Origin of the sequence: Streptomyces sp. LUP30, from assembly GCF_001746365.1 — a bacterium.
In the GTDB taxonomy this organism is placed as follows: domain Bacteria; phylum Actinomycetota; class Actinomycetes; order Streptomycetales; family Streptomycetaceae; genus Streptomyces.
Genome location: NZ_MJAJ01000035.1, coordinates 19151 through 44022, shown reverse-complemented (window position 1 = coordinate 44022; position 24872 = coordinate 19151). Strand labels below are relative to the sequence as shown.

Genomic DNA, 24872 nt, shown 5'->3' with positions numbered 1-24872 from the left:
AGAGCGCCCCGCCGTTGTCCGGGTGTCCGGGTGGTCCGGGTGAGTCCTAGAAAGCGGCCTCGTCCAGCTCCATCAGGTCGAGGTCGACGCCCTCGGCGACCTTGCGGGCCAGGGTGACGCCGGGCAGGACGTTGGCCGCGAAGAACTTCGCCGCCGCGATCTTGCCGGTGTAGAAGGCCCGGTCCTTCGCGGAGGCCGTCTCCAGCTTCTCGGCGGCGATCGCCGCGCCCTTGAGGAGCAGGTAGCCGACGATCACGTCACCCGAGGCGAGCAGCAGGCGCGTGGTGTTGAGGCCCACCTTGTAGATGTTCTTGACGTCCTGCTCGGTGGCGGCGAGGTCGGTCAGCATCAGGCCGACGATGGCCTCCAGCTCGACGGCGGCCTTGGCCAGGTGCTCGCGCGCGCCCGCCAGGTCCTCGCCGCCGGTGCCGAGCGCCAGGAACTTCTTGATGTCCTCGGCGAGGGAGTTCAGGGCCGCGCCCTGGTTGCGGACGATCTTGCGGAAGAAGAAGTCCTGGCCCTGGATCGCGGTGGTGCCCTCGTAGAGGGTGTCGATCTTGGCGTCGCGGATGTACTGCTCGATCGGGTACTCCTGCAGGAAGCCGGAGCCGCCGAAGGTCTGCAGCGACTGGGCGAGCTGCTCGTAGCCCTTCTCCGAGCCGTAGCCCTTGACGATCGGCAGGAGCAGGTCGTTGAGCGCGTGCTCGGTCTTGGTGTCCTCGCCGGCCGCCTCCTTGACCGCGATGGCGTCCTGGATCGAGGCCGTGTAGAGGACGAGCGCGCGCATGCCCTCCGCGTACGCCTTCTGCGTGATCAGCGCGCGGCGCACGTCGGGGTGGTGGGTGATGGTGACCTTGGGCGCGGCCTTGTCCATGAAGTTCGCCAGGTCGGGGCCCTGGACGCGCTCCTTGGCGTACTCCAGCGCGTTGAGGTAACCGGTGGAGAGGGTGGAGATCGCCTTCGTGCCGACCATCATGCGGGCGAACTCGATGATGCGGAACATCTGGCGGATGCCGTCGTGCTTGTCGCCGATCAGCCAGCCCTTGGCGGGGTGGCGGTCGCCGAACGTCATCTCGCAGGTGTTGGAGGCCTTGAGGCCCATCTTGTGCTCGACGTTCGTGGCGTAGACGCCGTTGCGCTCGCCCAGTTCGCCGGTCTCGAAGTCGAAGAGCGTCTTCGGGACCATGAACAGGGACAGGCCCTTGGTGCCGGGACCGGCGCCCTCGGGACGGGCCAGCACGTAGTGGATGATGTTCTCCGACATGTCGTGCTCGCCGGACGTGATGAAGCGCTTCACGCCCTCGATGTGCCAGGAGCCGTCCTCCTGCTGGACCGCCTTGGTGCGGCCCGCTCCCACGTCCGAGCCGGCGTCCGGCTCGGTGAGGACCATCGTGGAGCCCCACTGCCTCTCGACGGCGATCTGCGCGATCTTCTTCTGGACGTCGTTGCCCTCGTCGAAGAGGATGCCGGCGAAGGCGGGACCGGAGGAGTACATCCACACGGCCGGGTTCGCGCCGAGGATCAGCTCCGCGAAGCCCCAGATCAGCGACGGCGGGGCGGTGGTGCCGCCGATCTCCTCGGGCAGGCCGAGACGCCAGTACTCGGAGTCCATGAAGGCCTGGTAGCTCTTCTTGAACGACGCGGGCACCGGCGCGGTGTTGGTCTGCGGGTCGAAGACCGGCGGGTTGCGGTCGGCGTCCGCGAAGGACTCCGCCAGCTCGTTCTCCGAGAGGCGGGTCAGCTCCTCCAGGATGCTTTTCGCGGTCTCGGTGTCCATCTCCTCGAACGGGCCGGAGCCGTACAGCTTGTCGCGCCCGAGTACTTCGAAGAGGTTGAACTCGATGTCGCGGAGATTCGACTTGTAGTGCCCCATGGCGACGGCTCCCGGCTCCCTAGAGAGATCGGCGAGGCACTGGATCCTCGCGCTAGTTCACGTACCAACAAGTAGCTACGATGATGCTACCCGTCGGTAATAAGTCGCAACCCCTACTCGGCCAAGTGTGAGAAGGGTCTAGTCGACGGGACGGCGGCGACCGCCGAACGGTTTCCGGGGTCGGCGGGATCTTCCCCTGCCGCTCGCCGACCGGTCCGTCTCGGTACGCTTGCGCCCATGTACGGATACGGCCAGCCCATGGACGGGGCCGCACAGCAGCAGTACGCCCCGCCGCAGCAGCAGATGCCCGGCGGCCACGGCGGTTACGGCCAACAGCCGCCGCTCTATCCGGAGCCGTCCCCGCCGTCCCTCGCGGACGCGGTGCGGGCCTTCACCACCGGCCAGTTGGCCGCCGAGGACTTCCAGCAGGTCTTCGCGACCTCCAAGGTCTACTGCCCGCGCGGCGACAACCCCGGGTTCCTCGCCCTGCACAACACCCAGCAGCCGGTGATCCCGATGTTCACCAGCCTCAAGGAACTGCGCCGGTACGCCGGCAAGGAGTCCAAGTACTTCGTGATCACCGGGGCCGAGGTGATCGACCTGCTGCCCACCGGCTACGGCTTCGTCCTGGACATGGAGGGCGAGCACCGGATCGTCTTCGACGCGAAGGCGGTCGAGCAGATGGTCGACTTCGCGATGCGCCGGATGTACGGCTGAGCGTTCCGATGTCCTTTTCCCGCCCCGCCGGCGGGAGCGCCCGGAGGGAATGCCCTCCGGGCTTTCGCTGTTACGGGTGGCAGAAAGTTCAACGCTCAACTAAACTGGGACGTACGTCGCCCAAGGAGGTACGGACATGCCCGCAGTGACCGTCGAGAACCCGCTGACCCTGCCGCGCGTCGCGGCACCGGCCGACGCGGTCGCACGTCCCGTGCTCACCGTCACGACCGCGCCGAGCGGTTTCGAGGGTGAGGGCTTCCCGGTGCGCCGTGCGTTCGCCGGGATCAACTACCGCCACCTCGACCCGTTCATCATGATGGACCAGATGGGCGAGGTGGACTACGCGCCGGGAGAGCCCAAGGGCACTCCCTGGCACCCGCACCGCGGCTTCGAGACCGTCACCTACATCATCGACGGGATCTTCGACCACCAGGACAGCCAGGGCGGCGGCGGCACCATCACCAACGGCGACACCCAGTGGATGACGGCCGGTTCCGGTCTCCTCCACATCGAGGCGCCGCCGGAGTCGCTGGTCATGTCCGGCGGTCTCTTCCACGGCCTCCAGCTGTGGGTGAACCTCCCGGCCAAGGACAAGATGATGGCCCCCCGCTACCAGGACATCCGCGGTGGACACGTACAGCTCCTGACCACTCCGGACGGCGGCGCGCTCCTGCGCGTCATCGCGGGCGAGCTGGACGGCCACGCCGGCCCGGGGATCACCCACACCCCCATCACCATGGTCCACGCGACCCTGGCGCCGGGTGCGGAGCTCACTCTTCCGTGGCGCGAGGACTTCAACGGCCTCGCCTACGTCCTGGCGGGCCGCGGTTCGGTCGGCGCCGAGCGCCGCCCGATCCAGCTGGGCCAGACGGCGGTCTTCGGCGCGGGTTCCTCGCTGACGGTCCGCGCGGACGAGAAGCAGGACTCCCACACGCCCGACCTGGAGGTCGTCCTCCTCGGCGGGCAGCCGATCCGCGAGCCGATGGCCCACTACGGCCCGTTCGTCATGAACACCCGCGACGAGCTCCAGCAGGCCTTCGACGACTTCCAGAAGGGGCGGCTGGGCACCATCCCGGCGGTCCACGGAATGACCGAGGGCGGCCCGCAGACCGCCTGAGTTCCGGTACCTTGCGACAGGGCCCGAAGCCGCAACCTGGTTTTGCGACTTCGGGCCCTGCCTCAATCCGGTTCCGTTACCGCGTCACCGCAGAACGCAGATCGGGCTCCCGTCCTCTGCATGACCCGCGTGCCGCACACATCCTTGCTCGAACAGCAGCTCCAAACAGTCATGCACGCGCTCGTGCGACAGCCCCGTGTGGGCGGCGATCTCCTCCACGCGATACCTGGCCCCACCGTGCAGCAGTGCCGGGGCCAGATAGGCGGCCACCGCGTGAGTGTCCTCTGTGACGACGAGATTCTCCGCCTTCCATCGGGCGAGGAGTTGCTGGGGCGTCAGTTCCGGGGCAGGCGAGCGCCGGGAGCGGTCGACGGGGTGCTTGAGGGCAGCGGCGATCTCCCGCAGAGCATCGGCCATGACGTCCTGGCTGCGCGTGATCTGTCGCAGTAGGTCGGTCCGCTCCTCCTGGAACGCAGCCAGCATCTCGTCCGCCCGAATGTTCCGCTCTTCCAGTCGCACGATGGCGTCGGCGACCTGCTGAGGCATGACGTAGGCCGTGCCGTTGGAGTCCGCGGCCAGTACGGGGGCCGGCTCCAGGGAGTAGGAGCCGTCGTGAAGGACAGTCCTGATGACCTCGGAGACCCAGGCCTTGAACGGCTCGCACTCTGGCTTGGAGCATCCGTTGACGAGCCTGATGAGCCCCTTCAGGTTGACCATGTTCATCGACTTCTTGAGCCCGTGACCTGCGATGTTGCGTGAAGCGTCTGCTCCGAAGACGCTTTGCGCAAGGTCGTTCAAGGTCTTCTTGGAGTCTGCTGCAACGTGCGCGATGAGCGCTTGACGCGTGTTCACGTAACCCAGTTCCGTGGCGACGTCTGCCGCCACGAACCAGTGCTCCCCGTCCGGTGTCGTTAGCCTCCTCAGCCGCGCCCCCGTCGCCGCGAAGACGAAGTCGTTGATGTTGATCGCGTCCTGCCGTGCCGCCGACTGAGGCGGCGGTGTGTTGTTCTGCTCGTACATCGAGCGTCACCTCCGCCTCGGACGCTAGGCATATGCCCGATCGGTGGGTGTGCCCCTTGCGGAGGTTCACCCTTATAGGGGACGTTGAGGCATCGATTCTGCAGGTTTGCCGGGGTTTTGGGGTTCGTAGAGTTCGAACCAGATGCTCTTGCCCTCGCCTCGGGGCGCCACCCCCCAGGTGTGCGCGAGGAGTTCGATGAGGACGAGGCCGCGGCCCGAGGAGGCCAGTTCGCCGGGGCGGCGTTTGTGCGGGAGGGCGTCGCTGTTGTCGGTGACCTCGATACGCAGCCGGCGCTCGCCGGGCGCGCCGGTGACCTCGGCGACGAGCAGCGCGTCGGCGTCGGTGTGGACGAGGACGTTCGTGAGGGTCTCGGAGACGAGCAGGACCGCGGAGTCGACCTGGTCCTCGCAGGCCCAGTCGTGCAGCAGCTCGCGCACCTGCTGGCGGGCGACGGCGATCCGCTCCGGCTCGGCCTGCGCGACCGTCAGCATCGAACGGCGCACGAGCCGCCGCGCCGGCAGGGGGACGGCTCCCGGACCACAGCCGCCCTCGCCCTGCCGGCACAGGAGCAGTACGGCTATGTCGTCCTCGCGACGGTCCGCGAGGGGGCCGGTGGTGTGGTGTGAGGAGGGGCCGTGCACCGCCTGGACCAGGGCGTCGGCCAGTTCCTCGAGGTCGCCCTCGTGGGCCTCCAGGGTCTTGCGGACGCGCTGCCAGCCGGTGTCGAGGTCGTGGCCACCGGTCTCCAGGAGCCCGTCGGTGCACAGCATCAGCGTTTCGCCGGGTTCCAGGACGAGCCGGGTCGTGGGGTAGTCGGCGTCCGGGTCGATGCCCAGGGGCAGGCCGCCGGCGGTCGCCCTGACCAGCACCGTTCCGTCGGCCATTCGGATCGCCGGGTCCAGATGACCGGCCCGGGCGGCTTCCAGAACGCCGGTCGCCGGGTCGACCTCCACGTAGAGACAGGTGGCGAACCGCAGGTCGGCGCCTCCGTCCGCGTCGGCGAGACCGTGCAGGAAGCCGGAGGCGCGGGAGAGGACGGCGTCGGGGCGGTGCCCTTCGGCGGCGTATGCCCGCAGCGCGATGCGCAGTTGGCCCATGAGGCCCGCCGCGCGCACATCGTGACCCTGGACGTCCCCGATGACCAGGGCGAACCGGCCTCCACCACGTTTCGCCCGGGAGGCGCCCCCGGGCAGCGGGATCATGTCGTACCAGTCGCCGCCGACCTGGAGGCCGCCGCCGGTCGGTATGTAACGGGCGGCGAGCGTCAGGCCCGGTATCTCGGGGCCCAGACTCGGCAGCATGGAGCGCTGCAGGCCGTCGGTCAGCTCGCGCTGGGTCTCCGCCGCGCTCGCGCGGGTGAGCGCCTGGGCGAGCATCCTGGCGACGGTCGTGAGCACGGACCGCTCGTCGGGGGTGAACGCCACCGGATAGGCGAAGGCCGCCATCCACGCGCCCATCGTGCGGCCGGCCACGGTCAGCGGGAGGAACGCCCACGAGTGGCGGCCGAACTGCGCGGCCATCGGCCAGGTGAGGGGGTAGCGCTCCTTGTACTGCTCGGGCGAGGACAGATAGACGGCCCGCCCGGTGCGCACGACCTCGGCGGCCGGATAGTCCGTCTGGAGGGACATCTGGGTGAAGGGAACCTCGTCGCCGGGCTGCTGTCCGTGGTGGCCGATGATCGTCAGCCGGTCGCCCGTGACGCCGAAGACGGCCAGTCCGTCCGGGGAGAAGCCCGGCATCGACAGGGCGGCCGCGACCCGCAGCACCTCCTCCGTCGAGCGTGCCTCGGCCAGCGCGCGGCCCGCGTCCAGCAGGAACGCCTCACGCGAGCGCCGCCAGTCGCCGGTGACGGCGGTCCGGCCGGCGGCGGTGCCCGGCGTCGGCTCGGTGACCTCCTGGAGGGTGCCGATCAGCTCGTACGCCTTCTTCACCGGGTCGAAGGACGGCTTCGAGCGACTGCGGACGACCCGCACGACCCGCCCCCGGTCGTCCATGATCCGGATCCGCACCTCGGCGAGGGTGCCCTCGGCGACGGCGAGCTGCACCACGCCGGTGATCTCGTTCCAGTCGACGGGGTGCAGACGGGCCCGGGTCTGGGCCTCCGTGAGGACGGTCTCCTCGGCGGGCAGCCCGAGCAGCCGGGCTGCCTCGGCGTCGACCGTGACCAGCCCGGTGGCGGTGTCCCAGTGCCACACGCCGGTCGCGAGGGAGACAAGGACCTCCCCCACGGCGGGCAGCGGCTCGCCAGTACGCATTGCCCCACTTTAAGAAGACGGGAACGAAGAGTGCCACTGCTCACCGTCGCCGCTGCCCCTCGGGAATGGTGGGAGTCGATCACCACGTGCCCGGTACGCTGGGGTTGTTTCACGTGAAACACCATGAAACACAGACCCCGATCCGCGAAGACTGGATGAACGACGATGCATCGGTACAGGTCCCACACCTGCGGCGAGCTCCGCGCCTCTGACGTCGGGAGCGACGTCCGGCTGAGCGGCTGGCTGCACAATCGGCGCGACCTGGGTGGCATCCTCTTCATCGATCTGCGCGACCACTACGGCATCACGCAGCTCGTCGCCCGTCCGGGCACCCCCGCGTACGAGGCCCTCGACAAGCTGACCAAGGAATCGACGGTCCGCATCGACGGCAAGGTCGTCTCGCGCGGCGCGGAGAACGTCAACGCGGAACTGCCGACCGGCGAGGTCGAGGTCGAGGTCGGAGAGGTCGAGCTGCTGGGCGCGGCCGCGCCGCTGCCCTTCACGATCAACGCCGAGGACGGGGTCAACGAGGAGCGGCGGCTCGAGTACCGCTTCCTGGACCTGCGCCGTGAGCGCATGCACCGCAACATCATGCTGCGTACGTCGGTCATCTCGGCGATGCGCCACAAGATGACGGCGTTGGGCTTCAACGAGATGGCGACGCCGATCCTGTCGGCGACCTCTCCCGAGGGCGCCCGCGACTTCGTCGTGCCGTCCCGGCTGCACGCGGGCCGGTTCTACGCGCTGCCGCAGGCCCCGCAGCAGTTCAAGCAGCTGCTGATGATCTCGGGCTTCGACCGCTACTTCCAGATCGCCCCGTGTTTCCGCGACGAGGACGCCCGCGCGGACCGTTCGCCGGGTGAGTTCTACCAGCTCGACGTCGAGATGAGCTTCGTCGAGCAGGAGGACGTCTTCCAGCCCATCGAGAAGCTCATGACCGAGCTGTTCGAGGAGTTCGGCGGCGGCCGCCACGTGACCTCGCCCTTCCCGCGGATCCCGTTCCGTGAGTCGATGCTGAAGTACGGCTCCGACAAGCCGGACCTGCGGGCCAAGCTGGAGCTCGTCGACATCACCGACGTCTTCGAGGGTTCGGAGTTCAAGGCGTTCGCGGGCAAGCACGTGCGTGCGCTGCCGGTGCCGGACGTCTCCGGCCAGTCCCGGAAGTTCTTCGACCAGCTCGGCGACTTCGCCGTCTCGCAGGGTGCGAAGGGTCTGGCCTGGGTCCGTGTGGCCGAGGACGGCTCGCTGACCGGCCCGATCGCGAAGTTCCTGACCGAGGCGAACGTCGCCGAGCTGACCAAGCGCCTGTCGCTGACCCCCGGTCACGCGGTGTTCTTCGGTGCGGGCGAGTTCGACGAGGTCTCGAAGATCATGGGCGCGGTGCGGGTCGAGACCGCCAAGCGTGCCGGGCACTTCGAGGAGGGCGTCTTCCGGTTCTGCTGGATCGTCGACTTCCCGATGTACGAGAAGGACGAGGAGACCGGCAAGATCGACTTCTCGCACAACCCGTTCTCGATGCCGCAGGGCGGCCTGGAGGCCCTGGAGACCCAGGACCCGCTGGACATCCTCGGCTGGCAGTACGACATCGTCTGCAACGGCGTCGAGCTGTCCTCCGGCGCGATCCGGAACCACGAGCCCGAGATCATGCTCAAGGCGTTCGAGATCGCCGGTTACGACCGCGACACCGTCGAGGACAAGTTCGCCGGCATGCTGCGCGCGTTCCGCTTCGGCGCCCCGCCGCACGGCGGCATCGCCCCCGGCGTCGACCGCATCGTCATGCTGCTGGCCGACGAGCCGAACATCCGCGAGACCATCTCCTTCCCGCTCAACGGCAACGCCCAGGACCTGATGATGGGCGCGCCGACGGAGCTGGAGGAGGCCCGGCTCAGGGAGCTGCACCTGTCGGTGCGCAAGCCGCAGCCCAAGTAGCGGGACGCCGCAGCCCGAGTAGCGGGGCGAGCGGCAGGCGGGACGAGCAGAAGCGCAGAAACGCCGGGTGGCCCGGAACCGACGTCGGTTCCGGGCCACTTTCGTTCTTCCCGGCAACTGACAGCCCTTGCCCATGCTCCTGACAGGTGGGATCCCTAGCGTCCCCGCCTTATGACGGAAACTCAGAAACCCCACAGCGAACAGGGATGGACGCGTCGCAAGGTCGTGGCCGTCGGCGCGGGCGGCATCGCGGCGGCGGGTCTGGGCGGCACCGCCTTCGCGGCGAGCGCCTCCTCCGAACGCGGCGGCGTGACCGCGGCCGGCGCCGACGCGGAGGTCTGCTACCGCCTCACCTCGGAGACCGTCGAGGGCCCCTACTACATCGACGCGGACAAGCTCCGCCGGGACATCACCGAGGACCGGGAGGGCATCCCGCTCCTCCTCGCTCTGAACGTGATCGACTCCGACACCTGCAGACCGCTCGGCAACGCGGCCGTCGACATCTGGCACTGCGACGCGACGGGCGTCTACTCCGGCTATGAGAACCAGGGCAACGGGGGCGGCGGCGGTCCCGCACCCACCGGAGAACCCCCGACGGGCGAACCCCCGACGGGCGAACCCCCGACGGGCGCGCCCACCGGCGCGCCTGCGGGAGGCGGCCACCGCCGGCCCACCGACGACACCCGCTACCTGCGCGGCACCTGGCGGACCGACCGGCACGGCCAGGTCTCCTTCCGGACGGTGTTCCCCGGCTGGTACCGCGGCCGGTGCGTCCACATCCACGTCAAGGTCCATGTGGGCGGCGAGTGGACCGACGCCGGGTACGAGGGCGGCCGCACCTGTCACACCGGTCAGCTCTTCTTCGACGAGGAGTCCGTCCTGGCCTCCGCGGCGGTGGAGCCGTACGCGAGCAACGACGCCGAGCGCACGACCCTCGCCGAGGACACGATCTACGACCGGAGCGGCGCCCGGGGCGGCCTGCTGCGACTGCGCTACGACCGACGCCGCATCGGCAGGGGGGTCCACGCGACGCTCACGGTCGGGGTCGATCCGGAGGCCACGGAGGACGGCCAGGGCCGTCCGTCGCAGCCCAGCGCCTCGGCGTCGGCGTCGGCGACAGGGTCGGGGTCGGCCGGCTGATCCAGCGGGTCCCGGTCCCGGGCATCGCCGTCCACCTGGGCAGGCGACGGCCGGGCCCGAGGACGACCTCACCGCAGCCCCACAGCAATCCCGGGGGACGCCCACAGCGCTCTGCCGTCTCATGGAGGAGCGGGACGGACGACGGCCGACACCGGCCGGCGGGGCCAGGGAGGAAGCCGGCGATGGGGTCTACGGGATGGATGATCACACTTGCGGTGCTGCTGATCGCCGGCGCAGCGGCGGTGGCGGCGGCGGTGCAGCGCCGTCCCCGGCGCGGGCGGCCCGCGTCCGGCCTGGACGCCGAGGCCGAGGCCAACCACTGGCTGGTGCGGCTGGCCGGTGGCCTGGTCCCGCCGGACGTTCGGGCGTGGGCGGGGGCGGACGAGACGGCGGGCCGGTCCCTGACGAACGCCGCGGAGTGCCATCGTGCGGCAAGGGCCCGGCTGGCCGCGGCCCGTACGGCGGCGGAGTACGGGGAGGCGACCCGGCTGGCCAGGGAGGGGCTGGAACACCTGAGGGCGGCACGCACAGCCCTGGACCGGAACGCGGCCCCGACCTCGGTCCCGGCCCCGGTTCCGGCCCCGACCTCGGTCCCGGCCCCGGTTCCGGCCCCGGTTCCGGCCTCGGTCCCGGCCTCGGTCCCGGCCCCGGTCCAGGCTTCTACGCGGGCTCCGGCCACGGCTCCGGCTCCGGCTCCGGCTCCGGCACGAGCGGGTTTCCCCTTCGCTCATCCGTCCGGTGACGCCCCTTCCTCCAGCAGCCTCTCCGCGATGTCCGTCGACCACGACTGGGCCCACGCCCGCAGGGCGGCGATGTCGGGTTCGGCGAGGCCGTACTGCGTGAACGCCGAATCCGGGTAGTGGTCCGTGCCTTCCAGCCGCGCCTGCAGCGTGGGCAGGTCGAAGTCGTCGCGGGCGTGCCGGCGGCCCGCCTCCTCCAGGTCGGGGTGGGTGAAGAGGGTGTTCGCCGCCCGTGCGTCGATCAGGTCGACCGCCAGCCCGCGGTCGTACAGCGCCCGGATCTTCGTGCCCACCGCGTCCTGAGGCGAGAGGGCCAGGCCGCTGGGGGTGGGGACGGGCGGGCTCCAGAAGGTCTCCTTGTGCAGCGCCAGTCGCAGAGCGACGCCGGTCTCGCGGTCCCGCACGGACAGGTGCGCGGACAGCGGGTCCAGGTCCTGCGGCGTCGCCTCGTGACGGCCCAGAGCGGTCAGCGCGGAGGCCAGGGTCTCCGCCAGCAGCGGCATCGGCTCCGCGCTCTCCGTCGCCAGGTCCACGTTGTCGTGGGGGCGTCGCAGCAGTCCGTGCGCCTGCAGCGCGTAGCCGCCGGCCAGGACCCAGGAGGTCGTGGGGCCGGGCATGCCGAAGATCTCGGCGAGGAGGAGAAGGTGGGGTCGAAGAAGGTCCACCGAGTAGTCGTAGCAGCTCCGGCTGGTACGCGGGGCCGGTACACGCGTGAAGGCGTTCGATCGCGCACCCGACGCGGCCGGAGAAAAGTTCTCCTCGGGCGGCAACTCTTCACACGGCGGCAACCACTGACGGGACGTAAGCACGCTCCTCCCGTAAGGATCCCCCGTGGCAGCTCCCTCCCATCGCCGGTCCCTCCGCTCCCGCCATGTCCTCGTGATCACGGCCGCAGCCGTGGCCGCCGGCGTCGGCGCCGGCGTCGTCGTGCTGAACGCCAACGCCGGGACCGTCGACCTGTACCACCAGACGCTCGCCGCGAAGGACGGCTGGGCCTCCTCCGGCGCGGGCACGACCGGTGGCGCAAAGGCCGACGCGGCGCACACCTTCACCGTGTCCACGCGCGCCGAACTCGTGAAGGCCCTCGGGGCGGCCACCGACACCGCACCCCGGATCATCAAGGTCAAGGGCACGATCGACGCCAACACGAACGATGCCGGCAAGAAGGTGACCTGCGCGGACTACGCGGCGGGCACCGGCTACTCGCTGTCGTCCTATCTGAAGGCGTACGACCCCGCCGTCTACGGCCGGTCGAAGCTGCCCTCGGGCGCCCAGGAGAAGGCCCGCGCCGCCGCCCAGACGAAGCAGGCGAAGAACATCGTCTTCAGGGTGCCGGCCAACACCAGCGTCGTCGGCGTCCCCGGCACGGCCGCCGGGATATCCGGCGGCATGCTGCAGATCCAGAACGTGGACAACGTCATCGTCCGCAACCTGAGCTTCGCCGCCACCGAGGACTGCTTCCCGCAGTGGGACCCGACCGACGGCGAGGACGGCAACTGGAACTCCGCCTACGACTCCGTCACCCTGCGCGGCGCGACCCACGTGTGGGCCGACCACGACTCGTTCACCGACGCGCCCCACCTCGACAGCGCCAACCCGAAGTACTACGGCCGCGAGTACCAGATCCACGACGGCGCCCTGGACATCACCAAGAGCTCGGACCTGGTGACCGTCTCGCGCAACCGGTTCACCGACCACGACAAGACGATGCTGATCGGCAGCAGCGACAGCGAGCCCGCGGGCAGGCTGCGTGTCTCCCTCCACCACAACGTGTGGAAGGGCATCGTCCAGCGCGCCCCGTTGACCCGTGTCGGTCAGGTGCACATCTACAACAACTACTACGACGTCACGACTCTCGACGGATACGCGACGCAGTACAGCATCAACTCGCGCGCCAAGGCCCAGGTCGTCGCCGAGGACAACTACTGGAAGGTTCCGGCCGGCGGCAAGGTCGCGAGGCTCCTCAGCGGCGACGGCACCGGCTCGGTCAAGGGCTCCGGCAACCTCGTCAACGGCACGGTGACCGACGTGGTCGCCGCCTACAACGCGGCCGCGTCGAAGAAGCTGAAGACGACCGTGAACTGGACCCCGACCCTCACGTCAGGCCTGGAGACCTCGGCGAAGAACCTGCCGACGACCCTGGCGACGACGACGGGCGCGGGCGTCCTCGAGTAGCGCGGGGTTCGCGGGTGCCGCGGCGCGTCGGGGAGCCCGCGGAGTCCGGGAACCCGGGGGGCCCGGGGAGAAGGCTCCGGTGGGTGACGGACCCTCGGAGCCTCAGGTGTCGTACGTGCCGTCCCACGGGTCGGCGAAGGCGAGGCGGTCCGGGTAGAGCTCCGCCCAGGTGTCGGGCCGGCCGTCCTCGTCCTTGTCCTCGCGGATCACCAGTCCGAACAGGACGTTCTCGTAGGTGAGTCGGAAGGGGCGGATGGCGATGTCCGTGTAGGAGCGGCGGGGCAGACTGCGCAGGAGGGTGGCGAGGCGGACGCGGGCGCGGGTGAGGACCGAGTCGTCGCCGTGCGGGGCGCGCTGCTGCTCGGCCCAGGTTCCGGCGCACCAGATGTCCGAGTCGCGGTAGACGCCGTCCGCGTCGAAGGTGTGCAGCACGGTGTAGAGGCGTTTGTGCTCTTCCCAGCCGTCGTCGAGACGGAAGCCCTCGGGGAAGGCGTACGTGACCGACGCGAGGAACTGCCCGTCCGCGTACCGACCGATGGACTCGGTGCGGTGTCGCGGCTCATAGGCGATCGGAATGACCTCGGGGACTGCCATGGCGGAAACCATACGGCTTGGCGAGAACATGCCGAAGCAGGGGGAACCCCTCCGCCTTTTCCTCTACATCTTCTCCTTTGCGCGCGGCCGACAGCACCGCTGACGCCGACCCGTACGGACCGACCGAGCGGGGCCCGGGAGGAAGAGGAGTCTCCCGGGCCCCCGTCGCGCCGACGAGAACGCTATGCGTTCGGCTTTTCCTCCAGGCGCGGGAAGAGCACCGCGCCCTTGGTGATCGTGGTGCCGACCGGCAGGATGCCCCACTGGCCGGCCTCCTGGACCCGCTGATCCGCGAGGGCACCGAGGGTCGCCTCGGCGCCCAGGGAGTCCCACAGCTTCTGGGAGGTGTCCGGCATGACCGGGTTCAGGAGAACGGCGACGGCCCGGAGCGACTCCGCGGCGGTGTAGAGGATGGTGGCGAGACGGGCCCTTCCCTCGTCACTGGCGTCCTTGGCGACCTTCCACGGTTCCTGCTCCGTGATGTAGCCGTTGACCTGCTTGACGAACTCGAAGACCGCCAGGATGCCGCCCTGGAAGTCCAGCTCCTCGCCGATCTTCCGGTCGGCCGTCGCGACCGCCTGCGCCAAGCCGTCGTGCAGCGCCTTCTCGGCCTCGCCGTCGGCGGTGGCCTCCGGGAGGACGCCGTCGAAGTACTTGCCGACCATGGCGGCCACGCGGGAGGCGAGGTTGCCGTAGTCGTTCGCCAGCTCGCTCGTGTAACGGGCGGAGAAGTCCTCCCACGAGAAGGAGCCGTCCTGGCCGAAGGCGATGGCGCGCAGGAAGTACCAGCGGTAGGCGTCCACGCCGAAGTGCGAGGTCAGATCCTGCGGCTTGATGCCCGTCAGGTTCGACTTCGACATCTTCTCGCCGCCGACCATCAGCCAGCCGTTCGCGGCGATCTTCCCGGGCAGCGGGAGGCCCTGAGCCATCAGCATGGCGGGCCAGATCACCGCGTGGAAGCGCAGAATGTCCTTGCCGACCAGGTGGACGTCGGCCGGGAAAGTGGCCTCGAACTTCTCCTGGTTCTCGTTGTAGCCGACCGCGGTGGCGTAGTTCAGCAGAGCGTCGACCCACACGTAGATCACGTGCTTCTGGTCCCACGGGATCGGGATGCCCCAGTCGAACGTGGAGCGCGAGATGGAGAGGTCCTGAAGGCCCTGCCGGACGAAGTTCACGACCTCGTTGCGCGCGGACTCGGGCTGGATGAAGCCGGGGTTCGCCTCGTAGAGAGCGAGCAGCTTGTCGCCGTAATCGCTCAGCTTGAAGAAGTAGTTCTCCTCGCTGAGGATCTCCACGGGCTTCTTGTGGATGGGGCACAGCTTCTGACCTGCGAATTCACCCTCGCCGTCGAGCAGCTCGCCCGGCAGCTTGTACTCCTCGCAGCCGACGCAGTACGGGCCCTCGTAGCCGCCCTTGTAGATCTCGCCCTTGTCGTACAGGTCCTGCACGAACTCCTGGACGCGGTCGGTGTGCCGCTGTTGCGTGGTGCGGATGAAGTCGTCGTTCGCGATCTCCAGGTGCTCCCAGAGGGGGCGCCAGGCCTCGTCGACGAGCTTGTCGGCCCACTGCTGCGGGCTGACGCCGTTCGCCTCCGCGGTGCGCATGATCTTCTGACCGTGCTCGTCCGTGCCGGTGAGGTACCACACCTTCTCGCCGCGCTGACGGTGCCAGCGGGTGAGCACGTCGCCTGCGACGGTCGTGTAGGCGTGGCCCAGGTGAGGAGCGTCGTTGACGTAGTAAATGGGGGTGGAGACGTAGAACGCCTTGCCACCCTGCTTCTCGGTTCCAGTGGCCGCCATGCCCGAAATCCTACTGGGCGCGTGCAGGTCGGCTCACACGCGTTTCGGGGGGTGGACGGGACGGTATGTGCTCCGTCCCGTCCACCCCCCGACGGGGCTCCGTGGGGTGTTACGGCCGCCAGACGGCCAGTACGCCCTCGTAGAGCTCGGCGTCCGTGAGCTCGCGTGGGGCGGGGCCCGCGTGGAAGAAGGACGTGTTGGGGGTCTTGAGCTTGCGGAGGTAGTCGAAGGCCTTGTTGTCGTGCTCGCCGAACGCGACGAAGGAGAAGAAGACGTCGGGGTGGTTCTTCGCCGCGTCGGTCAGGGCCTGGGTGGCCGGGGTCTTCGCGTCCGGTGCGCCGTCCGTCTGGAAGACCACCAGGGCGGGGACGCCCGGGGTGCCGTTCTTCTCGTGGCGCCCGACGACGGCCTCGACCGCGGCGTGGTAGCTGGTACGGCCCATGCGGCCGAGGCCGGCGTGCAGCTCGTCGATCTTGTTCTCGTGGTCGGTGAGGGTCAGCTCCCCGGTCCCGTCGAGCTCCGTGGAGAAGAAGACGACGTGGACCCTGGCCTCGGGGTCGAGGTGCGCCGCCAGGGCGAGGGTCTGCTCGGCGAGGGCCTGGGCGGAGCCGTCCTTGTAGTACGGGCGCATGCTCGCGGAGCGGTCCAGCACGAGGTAGACGTCGGCACGGGCCCCGGTGAGGCCGCTGTTCTCGAGGGCGGTGGCGGCTGCCTGGTAGGCGGTGGCGAGGCCGGCGAGGGCCTCGGCCGGCAGCCGGGCGGGAGCCTGTGCCTCGTCCCCGCCCGCACCACCGGTGCGGCTCTCGTCGGCGGCCGCGGGCGTCTCCTGCGCGGCGTCCTCGCCGTCGGTGGCCGCGGGCTCGTCCGGCTCCTCGACGGACGCGGGCTCTCCCGCGTCAGCCGCGGACGCGGCCTCGGGCTGCGGTTCGGCGGGGGCTCCTGCCTCGGGCTCGGGCTCGGAATCCGCCTCCGCCTCGGGGGCGGACTCAGGCTGCTCCGCAGCGATCACCGGCTCGGGTGCCGACTCCGGCTCCGCTTCGACCGCCTCCGGTGCCACCTCGGCTTCGGCCTCGACCTCGGCCTCGGCGGTCGGCTCCGGGGCGGTCTGCGGCGCGGGTTCCGAGGAGGGCTCCTCGGCCGTCGTCCCGGCCTCGGGCTCGGCCTCGGGCTCGGCCTCGGCCTCGGCGGAGGCATCTGCCTCGTGCTCGTCCTGGCTCGCGGCCGCCGGCGTTTCTGCGGCAGCCTCGGCCGCGACGTCGGCTTCCTCTGCTTCCGCAGCCTCAGCTGCTGCCGAGGGGTCCGCCGTCGCCTCGACGACGGCGTCAGCCGCGCTTTCGGCCGTGGCGTCGGTTTCGACGTCGCCCTCGACGTCGCCCTCGACGTCGCCCTCGACGTCCGCTTCGGTCGTCGTCTCGGCGCGGGTGTCAGCGTCGGCCCCGGCCCCGGTCTCAGCCTCGGTCGCGGTCTCAGCCTCGGTCGCGGCCTCGGCCAGGCTCGCGGCCTCGGCCACCGTGCCGGTCTTCGCCTCGGCGTCGACCTTGGTCTCAGCCTCGGCTGCAACCTCGGCGTCAGTCGCGCTCCCGGCTTCGTCCCCGGCGTCAGTCGCGCTCTCTGCCTCGGCCTCGGCCGTGCCCGCGGCGTCGGTCGTGTCCGCGCCCTCGGCCTCGGTCTTCGGCTCGGAGTCGGTGTCGACGCCCGTCTTCGCTCCAGCGTCGGCGGCCTCAGCCTCGGCGTCGGTCGCGCTCTCGGCCTCGGCTTCTGTGGTGATCCCGGTCTCGGCGGCCGCCTCCGTGACCGCTCCCGGGCTCGTGGGGGCCGGGGCGGTGGATTCTGTCGACCTGGCGGGCTTCGGGACCGATACGTGGTCGAAGGCCGCTGCTACGAGGTCGTGTTCGTCCTGGGTTGCCGGGCGGGGTTCCGGGACCTTGGCGACCGTCGGGTCCGGCTTCGGCTCGGTCGGAGACGTGGGGGCGGCCGGGGTCGACTGCCCCTGCTCCCGTCCCTCGGTGGCGGTTCGTTCCTGCGAAGGAACCTGGTCCGCACCCTCTGCCTCGGCGGTACGCCCCTTGCGGGACCTGCCGAACGCATTCCGCAGGAGAGTGAGAATGCCCATTTGCGCAACCCTTCGCATGAGTTGATCCCGTCAATCCCTGGCCAGGACGGACACGTAAGGTTAGCGGCCCCGTGTGGTGATCTTGGGCAGGGGTGAGTGTGCGGAACCGGGGTGTGTCAACACCGCCTCGGCACGGCCCCGATGCCCGCTCCGGCAGGGCGTCGGCGTCTAGTCGCCCGAGTGCGGTGAGGTGATCACCCTTGCCGCCGCCACCTCCTGGCGCAGGGATTCCAGGACGCTGTCGGGCGGGCCGGTCAGGTCGGTGCGGACGGGGTACAGCACGTCCGTGTCGCGCAGGCCGTCGGCCAGTTCCCGCAGTTGCAGGGTGACCTGGGCGAGTTCCGGCTGCGACGGCGGTTGCGCTCCGTGTCCGACCCGGACCCGGGCCGCCGTCGTCGCGTCGACCACGCGTTCCACCGCGACGACCAGCGGCCACCAGGCTGCGGCCCGGCGTCCGGTGGGCGGGGGCTCGGTCAGGGCGCGCTGGAACTCCGTGCGGACGACGGACAGGTCGCGGTAGAGACGGCGGCGCATCCGGGCGCGTTCGGCGGGGTCGACGTCGGGGCCGAAGGCGGCGTCGACGTAGCGGGCGGTGTCGGCGACCGCGTCGGCCAGTCGGTCGCCGACCCGGGTGTGCCAGCTCTCCGGCCACAGCAGATACCCGGCGACGAGCGCGATGCCGCAGCCGATCAGGGAGTCCACCAGGCGGGGCAGCAGGAGTGCCGTGCCCTGGTGGTTCAGGATGTCCGACAGCAGCAGGATCACCGGGGTGATCGCCGCGGTCTGGTAGCCGTATCCGCGCGGTGTCAGGGCCGGGATCAGCGGGGCGAGCAGCAGCATCGCCGCCACGTCCCACCATCCCCGCGGCACCTGGGACAGCACGGCCGCCGCGACCACCAGGCCGACCACCGTCCCCAGCGCGCGCAGCAGCGCCCGCGAGAACACCGAGCCGAAGTCGGGCTTCATGACGAACGTGATGGTGAGGGCCACCCAGTAGGAGCGCGGCACCGGGACGATGGAGACCAGCGCCTGGGCGAGGCCGATGCACAGGGCCAGCCGCAGACCGTAGCGCCAGGACGCGGCGGAGAGGGCGACGTCACGGGCGGCGCGGGCCGCACGGACCCGCAGGCCGGCCGGACGGCCGAGCCGGTCGTCGAGCCCTCGCGGGTCGAGGTCGGGGGCGGCGACCACCTCGGCGGCGTGCCGCAGGGCGTGGTCGACGGCGCGCGCGGTCTCCGAGCCGGGTTCGGGCAGGCGGAGCCCTATCGGCCCGGTGAAGCCGGTCTCCACCGCCCGCGCGAGATGGAGCACGGCCCCCGGGACCTCCGCCGGGAGCGGCCGGCCGTTCAGATGCGCCGCGGGGGCCGCCTCCACCACCGGGGTGATGGCGTTCAACTCGGCGACCAGTCGGGTCAGTTCGGCGCTGCGGCCGTGGTGACCGGTGCGGCGGGCGAGGACGAGGTCGTAGGACTGGTTGAGGGACTGGGTGACGGTGTGCCGGGCGCCCTCGTACTCGCCGGGGACCTGGCTGCCGCAGGCGGCCAGCAGGTCGGCGACCGTGCGGTAGGTGGCGGCGACCGCCGTGCGTTCCGGCACCCCGGAGCGCAACGGCCAGGCCAGCAGGGCGAGCAGCAGCACCAGAAGTCCGCCGCCGGTCATGAGGAGCGGGGCCAGCCACCAGGGGCCGGGCAGGGCGAGGCCGGCCCCCACCACGGAGTTGAGCAGGAGCAGCAGCCCGGACACGGACGCCACGGCCCCGATCGTCGAGATCATCCCGGAGAGCAGCGCGACGCCGGTGACGGCGGCCACCGCCAGCCATCCGTGCCCGTAGACGGCGGATCCGAGGGTGACGCCCACCGCTCCGAACAGCTGGGGGATCGCGATGTTGAGGATCCGCATGCGGTAGGCGTCGGCGGTGTCGCCGATGACGCCGGACAGCGCGCCCATGGAGGCGATCGCACCGTAGGCGGTGTGTCCGGACGCGAGGCCGATCGCCAGCGGCAGCGCCATGGCGAGTGCGGCGCGGGCGACGGCCGGCCGGTTGACGGGGGACCGCTGGGACCGGAGGTTCCGCACCAGCCAGTCCGGAGGGGTGAGGCCGATGGGGAACGCGCGGGACATGCGCTCATTATGAGCACCGCTCGCCGGGCCACCTCCCTGGCGGGGTGTGACGTCCGACAGGGTCCGGTGGGTCCGGTGGCTGCCGTGGCCCGGTGCGTTCGGCGGCTCCGGCGGGACGGGCGGTGTCAGGCTCGGATTCGCCTCGGCTCCGCGGGCGGGGCGGGCGACGGCGCCGTGGGGGCTCGCCGGCCTCGCAGGCGGCGGATCAGCGGGGAGCGGGGGTGGGTGAGCCAGGTCGCCGCCGCCACCGTCAGCCCGAGCGCGAGCAGCAGCCAGGACGCCGTGCGCAGGGTGGCGGTGAGTGCGTCGTAGACCGCGCCCGCGGCCGGACGGCGGCCCTCGTCGGGCAGGTCGGAGAGGGTCAGTCGGCGTCCGACGGCGACGGCGAGCCCCAGGAACGCGCCGCCCAGGGCGGTGCCGAGCGCGGTCGCGGTGATCGCCCGCCGACGGCAGGCGGCGACGGCGATGCCGGCGACCCCGAACGCGACGGCGGCCAGGGGCAGCCAGAAACCTGCGACGTCGAGCACGCGGTAACCCTTCCGGAGTGCGGCCAGGTCGTCGGACGGGAGCAGTGCCACCCGGGTGTGCTCGACGGGGAGCCGCTCGGCGAAGGGCACGTGATCGGCCGTCAGCTGACGTTTGAGGGGGGCGGTCACGGTCGCCAGGTCCACGGTGACCGGGCCGTCGGCGCGGTCGCCGCGGTCGTCGCGGAGTGCCTTCATCACCGCGGTGTGCGCGGCCGTGTTGCCGGCGTCCCAGGCGGTGCGGTACGCGCGGGTCGCGGTGAACGAGCGGACGGCGTCCCGCAGGAACACGGGGTTCATGCCGGCCTCGCGCGCCACCCCGTCGCCCACCGTGTCGGCGACGGCGTCCCGCACGGCGGGGTCCGAGGCGAGCGGCGCCATCGCGGTGACGTAGCCGCGGGTGTCGGTGAGGCCGTACGCCGCCCAGGCCGCGAGCGCGCCGAACGGCACGAGCAGGCAGGACAGGGCGACGAGGACGGCCGAGAGGGCGGTCCGCAGGCTGGGGGACACCTCTCCAGGCAACGGGCCCGGGGCGCGGGGCGCGAGCCCGTCGCGGCCGTACGGGTGGCGTCCGGGCCCGCAGGGCTCGCCCGCCTCCCCGCCCCGTCGGCCCCGCAGGGCTCGCCCCGTCCGCCGCTCCGCACGCCCCCGGGGCCGGCCGTCCGCGCCTGCTCCGGTGGAGGGTTCACCCGAACGGGTGTTTCCTGGTTTTGGGGAGAAGGCCGGTCCCGGAGAGAGCGGGGAGAGGTCGGGAGGCCGCTCCTGCGCACGGCGTGACGTCAGGTACCTCGTCGGGCGGCCGGGAGTTGATCGTCCTCGGTCGGCCGGTGAGTGGAGGGATGAGGGAACGCATGGGCCCCGGCGTGAACCGCCGGGGCCCATGTGGCGCGGTCGCCGGGTTCAGCGGATGCGGTGTCCCGCCGCGTCCTCGTGCGTGTAGTAGCGGAAGAACAGGACGGCGAAGGTGGCCGCTCCGATGGTCAGCCCCATTCCCGCGGAGCGCAGGACGCTCGCGTCGGTCTGGCCGTAGAGGAAACCCATGGCGCAGCCGGCGAAGGCCGCCCACAGCAGGGCGTGCAGCTCGCGCCGCATCTGGGGGGCGAGCGCGTGGATGCCGGTCCACAGCGCCGCGAACACGAGCGCGCTCACGAACCCGAGCAGGATGTTCCAGCCCGTGATGGGGCCGCCGGAACGGTTGTTGGCCGCGACCCAGTAGCCGTAGACGAGCCCCAGTGCCGAGGCCGTCGCCCAGCTCGCGATCCGGTGGGTCCGTTCGCTGAAGACGTCGGGCGTCCGGGTTCGCGCGGAAGGGGTCCGCAGTCCCGACGCCGGTGCCGCATGAGCCATGAGAGCGCTCCTCTCTCTCCTCGCCCCCGGCTTCCAGGTCACACCCCGGCCGCGGCCGTGGCAAGTCGGATGACCGAATTCCCGGGGCGGACGCCCGGATGCGGGGGCCGTCCGCCCGTGTTTCGCCTACCTCGCGTGCTCGCGGCCGTCACCTGCGCCGACTTCGGCGCCACCGGCGAGTTCCGCGTCGTCCGGAGTGCCGGGAGGGCCCGGTGGACCCGGTCCTCGGGTCTGCCGTGCCGTGCACGGGACCGCGGACGACGACGAAGGCCCCGTAGGGGGACGTTTGCGGTCCTGAGGCCCCTCTTTGCAGCAGCAGCGGTTACGGTGCTGACGTACGTGATCGACAGGGGGAGGGGCCATGCGAGAGGGGATCATGCCGGGAACGGTGCTGCTGCTCGCGGCCTCGCCCATGGGCAAGGGGTGTCTGGTCGACGCGGCCTCCGTGCTCCCCGTGCTGGCGGCCGTGCCGCCCTCCGTGCTGGCCGGCGCCGACACCGCGAACGTCGTCGAGCTCGCCGATCCGCTGGAGCCGCAGGCCGTGCTGACCCGGCTGCGGGCCGCCGCGGCCGCGCCCGGGCCGCTGACCGTGTACGTCGCCGGACAGCTCCAGCTCGACCGCCGCCAGCGGCTGCCGCATCTCGCGCTGGCGCGCACCACGCCGTCCACCGTGCGGTACACGGCGCTCCCCTGGCACTGGTTCCGGGAGGAGCTGCGGCTGCGGCCGGCCGGGGCCACGACGGTGCTGCTGGACCTGCACGCGGACGCGGAGACCTGGGAGTGGCTGCGGGGGAACGTCCTGGACTGCGGTCCCGCGGTGACCGTGTACGGGAGGGTCGCGCCGCCGGCCGGACGCGGGCGACGGACGGTCGCCGCGCCCTCGTACATGAAGGCGGTGGCGACGATACTGCGCAGCGGGGGGCGGCCGGGGCTCGACCGGCTGCACCAGATGGCGACGGCCCGGATCGCCGGCGAGGGGGAGACGGGAGACCTCGTCATTCCCGCCCGCGCCGGCCAGGCGACACCGACGCCGCCTTCCCACCCCGCCGCCCCGCCCCTGCCCACCCAGCCCTTCCCCGTCCGGTCCGTGCCCGTGCAGTCCGTGCCCGTCCGGTCCGTGCCCGTGCAGCCCTTCTCCGCCCAGTCCGTGCCCGTCCGGTCCGTGACCACGCCGTCTCCGCTCACCCCGTCTCCGCCTGTCACGTCCCGGCCCGTTCCGGCGCCGGCCGTTTCCGGGGGCGCCCGGGCCCTGGAGCAGGGAGGGGCGCCGGGCGGCGATCCGCACGCCGACATCTCCGCCGCCGTCCGGTCCGGCCGGCACGCGGACGCCGACGCCCTCGCCGCGCGGTGGGAGCAGGCTGCCGTGGTGGCGCAGGGGGCCGGCTCCGAGGAGGCGCTGCACTGGGCCGAGGTGCGGGCGGACCTGGCGATGTTCGCGGGGGACGCCGCGGGCAGCTGCCGTATCTGGATGGCCGTCGCCGCCGCACGGCTGGACGCCGGTCAGCCGGTGGACGCGCCTGCCGTGGAGGCGGCCGTGGACCGGGCGCACCACCAGTGGGGGCGGATCGGCAGCGCGGCCAGCGCCCGTGAGCTGGGGCCGGCGCTCGCCCGGTTGCGCGGCCGGGTGCCCGGCCGGCACGAGGGCGCCCTGGACCACGTCCAGGAACAGCTGCGGCAGCTGCAGACCCAGGGGTGACCCGGCGGCGCGGGCCGGGCGTCCCGGTGCGGCGTCGCCGGTGTCAGGGGCGTCAGTGGCGTTCCGCCGTGTCGTGCCGGGCGACGGGGGCGGGCGGAGCGCTGCCGGGGGCCGTGGCCGGGCCCGCGTTGGCCGCGGTGATCAGCGCCGTCACGGTCAGCACGGCTGCGGCGACGGCCCTGACACAGGGCGCGGAAGGGCGTGCGGAGATGCGTCCGGACACGGCTACCTCGCAACGTCGGCGACTGCGATACTCACGTCAGCCAGCTGTTAAGCGTGCTTAACTCGCTGTTTAACCTAGGGGCAGGGCCAGTCCGACGGCAAGAGGCACAGGGCGAGTTGGGGGACCGGCGTGGCAGAGCGGGACGAACCGGAGGTCGTCGGGCGTCGGGTGCAGCGCCTGCGCGTCGAACGAGGGCTCACCCAGAGGCAGTTGGCCGAGCCGACCTACACCCCCGCCTACGTCTCCACGCTGGAGGCCGGCCGGGTGCGGCCCTCCGACGAGGCGCTCAGGCACATCGCCGAGCGGCTCGGCGTCGACTTCGAGGAACTGGCCACCGGCCGCCCCGCCCGGCTCGTGACCGACCTGCGGCTGCGCCTCACGGAGGCCCAGCGGGCGCTGGCCACCGGGGAGGCAGAGGAGGCGACCCGGCAGTACACCGTGCTCCTGGCGGAGGCCGAGGAGCACGGGCTGGCCGCGGAAGAGGCCACCGCGCTGCTCGGCCTCGGGGAGTGCGGCATCGACGCCGGAGACCTGGACACGGCCCGGCGCTGCTTCGAGCGGGCCGAGCGGCGGCTCGCCGACGCCCCGCTGACGGCCCGCGTCCCCGCCCTGCGCGGCCGGGCCGTCGCCCACTACCTCGCCGGCGAACTCCGTTACGCCGTCTACCTGCTGGAGTCCACCCTCGACGAGCTCAACCGGGGCGGGCTGCACGACCCCGACGCGCTTCTGCTGCTGTACGCCTCCGTCATCGGCCCGTACATGGACATGGGGGCGGCGGCCCGCGCCGCCCAGGCGGCCGAGTTCGCCCTCGCCCTCGCGCCCCGGGTCGGCGACCCGGCCCTCGTGGCGCGGATGCACCGGTCGGTGGCCCGGACGCTCCTCGCCGAGGGCCGCCTCGCGGAGGCCGACGCCTCGCTGGCCAAGGCCGCCGAGCTCTACCGTCAGCTCCAATTGCGCACCGAGCTCGCCAACTGCCACTGGATGCGCGGCTACGTCTACGCCCAGAACGGCGAACTGGAACGTGCGGAGGACGAGTTGAGGCAGGCGCAGGCCATGCACTCCGCGCAGCGCGCCGCCCTCTACAGCAGTCAGGTCGCCGTCGAGCTGGCCGACGTGCTGCACCGCAGGGGCAAGTCCCAGGAGGCGGCCGCGCTGCTGCACGGGGTGCTGGGGGACCTGTCCTCCGAGCGGGGGGCCGTGCACTCGGCCGGCGCCCACCGGCTGCTCGGCATCATCGCCGAGGACGCGCGGGACACGGAGGCGGCCGAGGAGCACTACGTGCGGGCGCTCAGTCTGCTGGAGCGGGCGGGCGCGGCGGGCGACCTCGCCGATCTGTGCCGGATGCTGGGCGATCTGCTGCGGCGCACGGGACGGGTCGAGGCGGCGCTGGACGCGTACCGCACAGGTCTCGGGCACCGTACGGCGCCGGGGTCGACGACGCTGGGTCCGGCCCCGGCCCAGCCGCCGCTGTAGCGCGCTTCCGGCCCC

General features: G+C 71.6%; 18 protein-coding genes. 7 read left to right on the top strand and 11 right to left on the bottom strand.

Going from position 1 to position 24872, the window contains the following annotated elements; genetic code table 11:
* Window positions 1–46: 46 nt before the first annotated feature.
* Complete coding sequence (locus tag BG482_RS25780) at window positions 47–1873, bottom strand: acyl-CoA dehydrogenase (protein ID WP_069771520.1); 1827 nt, start codon at window positions 1871–1873, stop codon at window positions 47–49.
* A 237-nt stretch (window positions 1874–2110) separates the two neighbouring features.
* On the opposite strand from BG482_RS25780, the gene BG482_RS25775 reads away from it, so the two are divergent.
* Entirely contained in the window at window positions 2111–2590 is a 480-nt protein-coding gene (locus tag BG482_RS25775; RefSeq protein WP_069771519.1) for an SseB family protein, read from the top strand.
* Between the two features lie 136 nt (window positions 2591–2726).
* Window positions 2727–3707 carry a pirin family protein gene (locus BG482_RS25770; RefSeq protein ID WP_069771518.1) on the top strand — a complete coding sequence of 327 codons (981 nt, stop codon included), beginning with the start codon at window positions 2727–2729 and terminating at the stop codon, window positions 3705–3707.
* Window positions 3708–3791: 84 nt separating this feature from the next.
* Here BG482_RS25770 and BG482_RS25765 read toward each other — a convergent pair whose 3' ends face one another.
* Both BG482_RS25765 and BG482_RS25760 read right to left on the bottom strand, forming a co-directional pair.
* Window positions 3792–4727 carry a Bro-N domain-containing protein gene (locus BG482_RS25765; RefSeq protein ID WP_069771517.1) on the bottom strand — a complete coding sequence of 312 codons (936 nt, stop codon included), beginning with the start codon at window positions 4725–4727 and terminating at the stop codon, window positions 3792–3794.
* A gap of 72 nt (window positions 4728–4799) precedes the next feature.
* Window positions 4800–6983, bottom strand: a complete 2184-nt coding sequence (locus tag BG482_RS25760; protein ID WP_069771516.1) for a SpoIIE family protein phosphatase — start codon at window positions 6981–6983, stop codon at window positions 4800–4802.
* 165 nt (window positions 6984–7148) lie between these two features.
* On the opposite strand from BG482_RS25760, the gene aspS reads away from it, so the two are divergent.
* Together aspS and BG482_RS25750 are read left to right on the top strand one after the other, a co-directional pair.
* A complete protein-coding gene (gene aspS / locus BG482_RS25755; RefSeq protein ID WP_069771515.1) occupies window positions 7149–8912 on the top strand; it encodes an aspartate--tRNA ligase in 1764 nt (587 codons plus the stop codon).
* A 171-nt stretch (window positions 8913–9083) separates the two neighbouring features.
* The gene (locus BG482_RS25750) at window positions 9084–10052 is read left to right on the top strand and encodes an intradiol ring-cleavage dioxygenase (RefSeq protein WP_069771514.1); all 969 of its coding nucleotides are present in this window, start codon (window positions 9084–9086) and stop codon (window positions 10050–10052) included.
* A gap of 727 nt (window positions 10053–10779) precedes the next feature.
* On the opposite strand, the gene BG482_RS25745 is transcribed toward BG482_RS25750, so the two are convergent.
* The gene (locus tag BG482_RS25745) at window positions 10780–11457 is read right to left on the bottom strand and encodes a hypothetical protein (protein ID WP_069771513.1); all 678 of its coding nucleotides are present in this window, start codon (window positions 11455–11457) and stop codon (window positions 10780–10782) included.
* A gap of 166 nt (window positions 11458–11623) precedes the next feature.
* Here BG482_RS25745 and BG482_RS25740 point away from each other — a divergent pair, with 166 nt between their 5' ends.
* Window positions 11624–12967 (top strand): polysaccharide lyase family 1 protein, encoded by a 1344-nt coding sequence (locus BG482_RS25740; RefSeq protein ID WP_069771512.1) that lies wholly within the window; start codon window positions 11624–11626, stop codon window positions 12965–12967.
* 102 nt (window positions 12968–13069) lie between these two features.
* Here the strand turns inward: BG482_RS25740 and BG482_RS25735 are convergent, their stop codons facing one another.
* From BG482_RS25735 to BG482_RS25710, 6 genes are all read right to left on the bottom strand, one after another.
* On the bottom strand, window positions 13070–13561 hold the full coding sequence (locus BG482_RS25735; RefSeq protein WP_069771511.1) for a hypothetical protein: 492 nt from the start codon (window positions 13559–13561) through the stop codon (window positions 13070–13072).
* 182 nt (window positions 13562–13743) lie between these two features.
* Window positions 13744–15360 carry a methionine--tRNA ligase gene (gene metG / locus BG482_RS25730; protein ID WP_069771510.1) on the bottom strand — a complete coding sequence of 539 codons (1617 nt, stop codon included), beginning with the start codon at window positions 15358–15360 and terminating at the stop codon, window positions 13744–13746.
* A gap of 109 nt (window positions 15361–15469) precedes the next feature.
* A complete protein-coding gene (locus BG482_RS25725) occupies window positions 15470–17473 on the bottom strand; it encodes a VWA domain-containing protein (protein WP_069771509.1) in 2004 nt (667 codons plus the stop codon).
* Between the two features lie 168 nt (window positions 17474–17641).
* A complete protein-coding gene (locus BG482_RS25720) occupies window positions 17642–19594 on the bottom strand; it encodes an FUSC family protein (protein WP_069771508.1) in 1953 nt (650 codons plus the stop codon).
* 125 nt (window positions 19595–19719) lie between these two features.
* Window positions 19720–20628 carry a hypothetical protein gene (locus tag BG482_RS25715; RefSeq protein ID WP_069771507.1) on the bottom strand — a complete coding sequence of 303 codons (909 nt, stop codon included), beginning with the start codon at window positions 20626–20628 and terminating at the stop codon, window positions 19720–19722.
* A gap of 390 nt (window positions 20629–21018) precedes the next feature.
* On the bottom strand, window positions 21019–21465 hold the full coding sequence (locus BG482_RS25710) for a hypothetical protein (RefSeq protein ID WP_069771506.1): 447 nt from the start codon (window positions 21463–21465) through the stop codon (window positions 21019–21021).
* Between the two features lie 376 nt (window positions 21466–21841).
* On the opposite strand from BG482_RS25710, the gene BG482_RS25705 reads away from it, so the two are divergent.
* The gene (locus BG482_RS25705; RefSeq protein ID WP_069771559.1) at window positions 21842–23161 is read left to right on the top strand and encodes a hypothetical protein; all 1320 of its coding nucleotides are present in this window, start codon (window positions 21842–21844) and stop codon (window positions 23159–23161) included.
* Window positions 23162–23213: 52 nt separating this feature from the next.
* Here BG482_RS25705 and BG482_RS44125 read toward each other — a convergent pair whose 3' ends face one another.
* A complete protein-coding gene (locus tag BG482_RS44125) occupies window positions 23214–23384 on the bottom strand; it encodes a hypothetical protein (protein WP_176741459.1) in 171 nt (56 codons plus the stop codon).
* Window positions 23385–23513: 129 nt separating this feature from the next.
* Between BG482_RS44125 and BG482_RS25700 the strand changes: the two genes are divergently transcribed.
* Window positions 23514–24857 carry a helix-turn-helix transcriptional regulator gene (locus BG482_RS25700; RefSeq protein WP_069771505.1) on the top strand — a complete coding sequence of 448 codons (1344 nt, stop codon included), beginning with the start codon at window positions 23514–23516 and terminating at the stop codon, window positions 24855–24857.
* Window positions 24858–24872: the final 15 nt, after the last annotated feature.